This is a genomic window from Nocardia sp. JMUB6875, from assembly GCF_041154655.1.
Taxonomy (GTDB): Bacteria; Actinomycetota; Actinomycetes; order Mycobacteriales; family Mycobacteriaceae; genus Nocardia.
In genome coordinates this window covers 1-6,538 of the sequence record NZ_BAAFGR010000282.1, presented here as the reverse complement: position 1 = coordinate 6,538, position 6,538 = coordinate 1, and the positions used below count along the sequence as shown (strand labels likewise).

Sequence of the window (6,538 nt, the reverse complement as noted above, 5' to 3'; positions counted from 1 at the left end):
TCCGAACCCCACCCACCCCGGTAGGCAACCACATCCTCGTCAACGCCCTGCACTGGATCCGCGCCGAGTAATCCCCGCTCCCCCGATTCCCCTTCTCGACGGCACCTGTTCGCCACACCCTGTCTTCTTTACCGATTACTGACGCACCTACCCTGGACCGACAAGGCTGGAAGACAACACCCTGGCCCTGTCGCTGTTCACCATGATCGTGAACCCCGGCGCCGACCTCCACGAGCTGCCGGACCATCGCCGCCACCAAGCCGCCCGGCCCGCCTTCTGCGAGGTTCCGGTCACCAATGACATGCTGAAAACCATCGCGGACCTGCCCGGTTCGATCGGATACAGCGAATACTCCGACACCGCCAAGGCTTCCGGGGTGCAGACCGTGACCATCGAGGGCCGCAAGGCCGCCCGCGAGCAGGTGCTCGACCACACCTACCCGTTCTGGAGCGTCACCGGCAAGGACGTGTTGCGCTCGTACGGCAACACGCCCTGCCGGGAACTGCCCAACCCTACGGCCTGCACGCCGTGAGGATCAGCCCTTGAACGGGTACTTGCTGTCCAGGTCGTAGTTCAGCTCGACCACGTTGACCGTGCGCTCACCCATGAAGCCGAGGGTTCGGCCGCTGGTGTGGGCGTCGACGACGGCCTTGATCTGGTCGGCGGAGACGTTGCGCGCCTTGGCGACCCGCGCCACCTGGATGGCCGCGTACTCCGGGGAGATCTGCGGGTCCAGACCGGACGCCGAGGCGGTCACGGCATCGGCGGGCACTGGGGTGTCCGAGGACGCGTCGCCGCGAATCGGAACGATCTGCCCGGCGGAGTAATCCTCACCGCGCGTCGCGCACTCCACCGTGACGCCCTCGTAGGCCTGCTGGAACGGCTTGGTCGGGTGTTGCGGGTCGGCCGAGCACACCTCGTTCACGCTGACCACCCGGGACGGATGGGTGACCATGCCGTGCGAGTCACGGTCGCCCATGACCGACAGCACCGCGCCCACGCCCCCGGGGGTGCAGAACGGGCGGCCGCCGTCCACGCCCTCGCGCTGCCCGACGTCGCTGCTGCGCTTGCAGACCGTGCTGAGCAGGCTCGGCTTGTCCTTGCTCGGATCGCTCGGATCCAGCGTGTCCACAATGGATTCCGGCCCCATATTGCCGAACGAGGTACTGGTCGGGTCGTAGCCGCCGGGCACGCTGCCGTCGGCGGGCGCGGAGTTGGACGGGCGCGTCTGGAAGTACTGCACCAGCGCATCGCCCTTGTCGTCCACGAACGCCTGACCGATCAGGCTGGACCCGACGACCTTGCCGTCCTGCTTGATGAGCGACCCGTCCGCCTTGTCCTTGAGCCCCGGCAACTGCGAGACCCCGAGAACCGCTGCGGGATAGATGATTCCGGTGATCGCCGTGAGCACCAGCAGCGCTCGCAGCGCCGCGATGTGCTGGCGAATCCAGGCTGACATACGCATTAGGACATCCCAGGGAGGAATTGGATGAGAAGGTCGATGAGCTTGATCCCGATGAACGGCGCGACAATGCCGCCGAGGCCGTAGATATACAGGTTGCGGCTCAACAGTTTCGACGCGCTGGACGGCCGGTAGTTCACGCCGCGCAGCGACAGCGGGATCAGCGCCACGATGACCAGGGCGTTGAAGATGACCGCCGACAGGATCGCCGACTGCGGCGAATGCAGCCGCATGATGTTCAGCAGATCCAGGCCCGGGAAGATCGACACGAACAACGCGGGAATGATCGCGAAGTACTTGGCGATGTCATTGGCGATCGAGAACGTGGTCAAAGCGCCACGCGTGATCAGCAACTGCTTGCCGATCTCGACGATCTCGATCAGCTTGGTCGGGTCGGAATCCAGGTCGACCATATTGCCCGCCTCCTTGGCGGCGGACGTCCCGGTGTTCATGGCGACACCCACATCGGCCTGCGCGAGCGCGGGCGCGTCATTGGTGCCGTCACCGGTCATGGCGACCATGCGGCCGCCGGCCTGCTCCTTCTTGATCAGCGCGAGCTTGTCCTCGGGAGTCGCCTCCGCGAGGAAGTCGTCCACGCCCGCCTCGTCGGCAATCGCCTTGGCGGTCAACGGATTGTCGCCGGTGATCATGACGGTGCGGATGCCCATGCGGCGCATCTCGTCGAAGCGCTCCCGCATGCCCTGCTTCACCACATCCTTGAGATGGATGACGCCGAGCAGCGTGGCGGTGCCCTGCTTGATCTCCGCGACCACGAGCGGCGTGCCACCGGAGGCGGAGATGCCGTCCACGGTCTCACCGACCGCGTTCGGAACCTCGCCGCCATTGGCGCGCACCCATTCGGTGACGGCGCTGGCCGCGCCCTTGCGCAGCTGGTGCCCGTCGGACAGGTCCACGCCCGACATGCGGGTCTGGGCGGTGAATTCCACCCAGGTCGCGCCGGTCAGCTCGCCGGGGGTGCGCTCGCGCTTGTTGTAGGCCTGCTTGGCGTACACCACGATGGAGCGGCCCTCGGGCGTCTCGTCCGCGAGGCTGGAAAGCTGTGCGGCATCGGCCAATTCGTCGGGGGTGACCCCCGGCATCGGCACGAAGTCCGCGGCCTGGCGGTTGCCCAGGGTGATGGTGCCGGTCTTGTCCAGCAGCAGCGTGTTCACGTCACCCGCGGCCTCGACGGCACGCCCGGACATGGCCAGCACATTGCGCTGCACCAGCCGGTCCATACCGGCGATGCCGATGGCCGACAGCAGTGCGCCGATGGTGGTCGGGATCAGGCAGACCAGCAGCGAGACCAGCACGATGCCGGTGACGCCGTTGCCGTCGAGCGCCAGATTGTCCAGCACGCCTGGGTTGTTGGCCTTGGAAAAGATGGCCACCGGCTGCAGGGTCGCCACCGCGAACACGAAGATGATGGTGAGCGAGGCCAGCAGGATGTTCAGCGCGATCTCGTTCGGCGTCTTCTGCCGCGAGGCGCCCTCGACGAGCGCGATCATCTTGTCGATGAACGAGCCGCCCGGCTCCTGGGTGATCTTGACGACGATGCGGTCGGACAGCACCGTGGTGCCGCCGGTCACGGCCGAACGGTCGCCGCCGGATTCGCGAATGACGGGGGCGGACTCACCGGTGATGGCCGATTCGTCCACCGACGCAATGCCTTCCACGACATCACCGTCACCGGGGATGACCTGGCCCGCCTCGACGACCACGAAGTCGCCGCGCTGCAGCTCGGGCGCCGCGACCTGCTCCTCGACGATCCGCGCGCCCGGGGACCAGTTCACCAGACGACGAGCGACGGTGTCGGTCTTGGCCTTTCGCAGCGTATCGGCCTGCGCCTTGCCGCGCCCCTCGGCCACCGCCTCGGCCAGGTTGGCGAAAATCACGGTGAGCCACAGCCATACGACGATCGCCCAGGCGAAGAAGCTCGGCTCGGCAATGGCCAGGATGGTGGTCCAGACCGCGCCGATCTCGACGATCAGCATGACCGGATTGCGCCACAGGGTGCGCGGATCCAGCTTCTTCAACGCGTCCGGCAGCGACTTCACCAGCTGCTTGGGATCGAACAGCCCGCCCGAAACGCCCTTGCGGGCCTTGGGTTTCGCGTCGTGCGCGGCATCGAGGGTGGGAGTGGTCATGAGTGGATTCCTTCAGCGAGCGGGCCGAGCGCCAGCATGGGCAGGAAGGTGAGCGCCACCAGAATCAGCGTCACGCCCGTGACCAAGCCGACGAACTGCGGCCGGTGCGTCGGCAGCGTGCCCTCGGAGGCGGGGGTGTGCCCCTGCGCCGCCAGCGAGCCGGCCAGCGCCAGCACGAAGATCATGGGGAGGAAGCGGCCGAACACCATGGCCAGGCCGAGCGCGGTGTTCCACCAGACGGTGTTGCCGCTCAGACCGGCGAAGGCCGAACCGTTGTTGTTGGCCGCGGAAGTGAAGGCGTACAACACTTCCGACAATCCGTGCGGACCCGTATTGGCCATGTTCGCGCGCTCGCCCGGCAGCGCCATGGCGATGGCCGTGCCGACCAGCACGATCAGCGGCGAGATCAGGAAGTACGTGGCGGCGAGCTTGATCTCCTTCGGGGTGATCTTCTTGCCCAGGTACTCCGGGGTGCGACCGACCATCAGGCCCGCGATGAATACGGTGATGACCGCGAGGATCAACATGCCGTACAGACCCGAACCGGTACCGCCGGGCGCGACCTCACCGAGCTGCATGTTGAACATGGTCATCATGCCGCCGAGGCTGGTGTAGGAGTCGTGCGCCGAGTCCACCGCACCGGTCGAGGTGAGCGTGGTCGCGGTGGCGAAGGTCGCCGAATTCGCCACGCCGAAGCGGGTTTCCACGCCCTCCATGGACGCGCCGATGGCGGTCGGGACGGTGCCGTGGTGCTGCAGCTGGAAGAGGTTCATCAGCGTGACGCTGATCAGCGCCAGCACGCTCATCACCGCAGCGATGGCGTAGCCCTGCTTCTTGGAGCCGACCATGCGCCCGAAGGTGCGCGGCAGCGAGAAGCTGATCACCAGCAGCAGGAAGATCTCGATCCAGTTGGTCCACGCGGTCGGATTCTCGAACGGGTGCGAGGAGTTCACGTTGTAGAAGCCGCCACCGTTGGTGCCCAGCTCCTTGATGACCTCCTGGGACGCCACCGGTCCGCCCGGCAGAATTTGCGAACCGGTATTGCCCACGGTCGTGGCGACCTGGTCATAGACGTGCAGATTCTGGATCACACCACCCGCGACCAGCACGATCGCGAACACGAAGGCGAGCGGCAGCAGCAGCCGGATGGTTCCCCTCACCAGATCCACCCAGAAGTTGCCCAGTTCGCCGGTGTGCCTGCGGGCGAAGCCGCGCACCAGCGCGACCGCGACGGCGATGCCGACGGCCGCCGAGACGAAGTTCTGCACGCCCAGGCCGACGGCCTGCACGACGTGACCCATCGTCGACTCACCGGCGTAGTTCTGCCAGTTCGTATTGGTGACGAAGCTGATGGCGGTGTTCCACGCCAGATCCGCGGTCATCTTCGTGCCCGGATCATTCAGGTGCAGCGGCAGTCTGCCCTGGATCAGCTGCAGGAAGAACAGGAACAGGACGCTGATCGCCGAGAAGGCCAGCACGCTGCGCGCGTAGACAGCCCAGGTCATCTCCACGCCCGGCTGCACGCCGATCAGCTTGTAGATGCCCTTCTCGGCCTTGGAGTGCTTCTCGCCGTTGTAGACCCGGTACATGTAGTCGCCCAGCGGCACATGCACCGCGGCCAGCGCGATGACCAGGGATACCACGAAGAGGATCCCCGCTGTGGTTGTGTTCACCTAGAACCTCTCCGGATACAGCAGCGCCGCCACCAGATACACGGCGATGCCAATGGCCAGGACCAGACCGATAATGTTCTGGGTCACAGCCGTTCCACCCCGCGCTGGATCAAGCCGAACAGCGCGAAGATCGCCACTGTCAGCACGGTGAACACCACGACGGACATCTCTCGAAACCTCTCTCTACGAGGCACGTCCCGAGACGCGCCGCAGTGAGTCAAGCGCCCGATAAGCCGAACTTCGAGGTCATTTACGCCTTCTTAGCGTCCCAGAGGCTGGCATTGACGGTCCGCTTACAACGGTCCTGTCGTGTGTCGCAGAGGTCAGCGGCCGTAGGTCCGGAGGATGGTGCCGTCGAGGGCGGCGGAAACGTATCCGCCGTCGCCGTAGTCGGTGGAGAGGTAGACGCGGAGGACGGGCTGGCCATCGCTGAAAGTGCCGGCGGTGTCGACGATGATGTAGCGGCTGGTCGGGTTGGGAACCTTGAGCTGCTGGGTCGCGGTGGCCAGGAGGGTGGGGAGAATGTCCCCGTTGATCGAGCTGAGGTCGAGGGTGGGGTCGGTGAGCTGACCGCCGACGCCGTCGCGCTTGGCGGTGCCGTCGCGGTAGGTGAACTTGTCGTAGTGCTTGGGCTCGTTCGCGACGGGGGCGCCGGTGATCACATAGGTGGGGTAGATGGTGGTTTCGGTGAATTGCTTTCCACCGGTGACCTTTTCGAGGGCCGCGATGGCCTTGCGCATGCCGTCGGGGGTCAGCAGGTCGACGGCGGCGGCCTTGGCCGTCGTGGGGGCGAAGACCGTGGGCGGGATGACGCCGCTGGGCAGGGTGATGCCGGTGGGCTGATCGGTCGGCAGGCCCGACTGACCCTGGCCGCTCGAGGAGGACGAAGGCCACAGGGCGATCGCGGCGACTACGGCCACGGCGACGAGGGCCGCGGCACCGGCAAGGATCCAGGGGCGGGAATTCCGTTGCCGCGCAGCGGGAGGCTTGTCGACGGGGAGATATGCCGGAGGCGGGGTGAATCCCTGCGGCTGTTGGACCGTCGCGAAACCCTGGGAATGCGGTGCGGTCGGGAACGGCTGGGGTGGGACGAAGTCTTGCGGCGAGGTGACCGTCTGCTGACCCGAATACTGCTGGTAGACAGGGTGTTCCGGGGCAGTGTCGCCGGTTGCGGCGGCCTGGGCGAGCATGCGGTCGATCTGGTCGGCGGGTGGGCGGTGGCCCGGGTTGGGGACCAGGAGGGATTGGAGGACCGG

Annotated in this window: 6 protein-coding genes; 1 reads left to right on the top strand and 5 read right to left on the bottom strand. The window is 66.4% G+C overall.

Going from position 1 to position 6,538, the window contains the following annotated elements; genetic code table 11:
• The first annotated feature begins 202 nt into the window (after window positions 1-202).
• Window positions 203-532, top strand: coding sequence for a hypothetical protein (locus ACAM49_RS37925; RefSeq protein WP_369640355.1), 330 nt, complete (start codon window positions 203-205; stop codon window positions 530-532).
• A gap of 3 nt (window positions 533-535) precedes the next feature.
• On the opposite strand, the gene ACAM49_RS37920 is transcribed toward ACAM49_RS37925, so the two are convergent.
• The 5 genes from ACAM49_RS37920 to ACAM49_RS37900 form a co-directional block, all read right to left on the bottom strand.
• On the bottom strand, window positions 536-1,465 hold the full coding sequence (locus ACAM49_RS37920) for a potassium-transporting ATPase subunit C (protein ID WP_369640354.1): 930 nt from the start codon (window positions 1,463-1,465) through the stop codon (window positions 536-538).
• Window positions 1,465-3,609: a potassium-transporting ATPase subunit KdpB gene (gene kdpB, locus ACAM49_RS37915; RefSeq protein ID WP_369640353.1), complete on the bottom strand. Its 2,145-nt coding sequence runs from the start codon at window positions 3,607-3,609 to the stop codon at window positions 1,465-1,467. Before kdpB ends, ACAM49_RS37920 begins: the two co-directional genes overlap by 1 nt.
• Window positions 3,606-5,282 carry a potassium-transporting ATPase subunit KdpA gene (gene kdpA, locus ACAM49_RS37910; protein ID WP_369640352.1) on the bottom strand — a complete coding sequence of 559 codons (1,677 nt, stop codon included), beginning with the start codon at window positions 5,280-5,282 and terminating at the stop codon, window positions 3,606-3,608. Before kdpA ends, kdpB begins: the two co-directional genes overlap by 4 nt.
• Complete coding sequence (gene kdpF / locus ACAM49_RS37905; protein WP_157514163.1) at window positions 5,283-5,369, bottom strand: K(+)-transporting ATPase subunit F; 87 nt, start codon at window positions 5,367-5,369, stop codon at window positions 5,283-5,285. It abuts the gene before it with no gap.
• Window positions 5,370-5,605: 236 nt separating this feature from the next.
• Window positions 5,606-6,538 (bottom strand): hypothetical protein (locus tag ACAM49_RS37900; RefSeq protein ID WP_369640351.1); only part of this gene is annotated, 933 nt, incomplete at its 5' end.

What these genes read in the sequence shown, in the direction of transcription:
- ACAM49_RS37925 (WP_369640355.1), top strand. Translation starts at nt 203, where the DNA reads ATGATCGTGAACCCCGGCGCCGACCTCCACGAGCTGCCGGACCATCGC.
- ACAM49_RS37920 (WP_369640354.1), bottom strand. Translation starts at nt 1,465, where the DNA reads ATGCGTATGTCAGCCTGGATTCGCCAGCACATCGCGGCGCTGCGAGCG.
- kdpB (WP_369640353.1), bottom strand. Translation starts at nt 3,609, where the DNA reads ATGACCACTCCCACCCTCGATGCCGCGCACGACGCGAAACCCAAGGCC.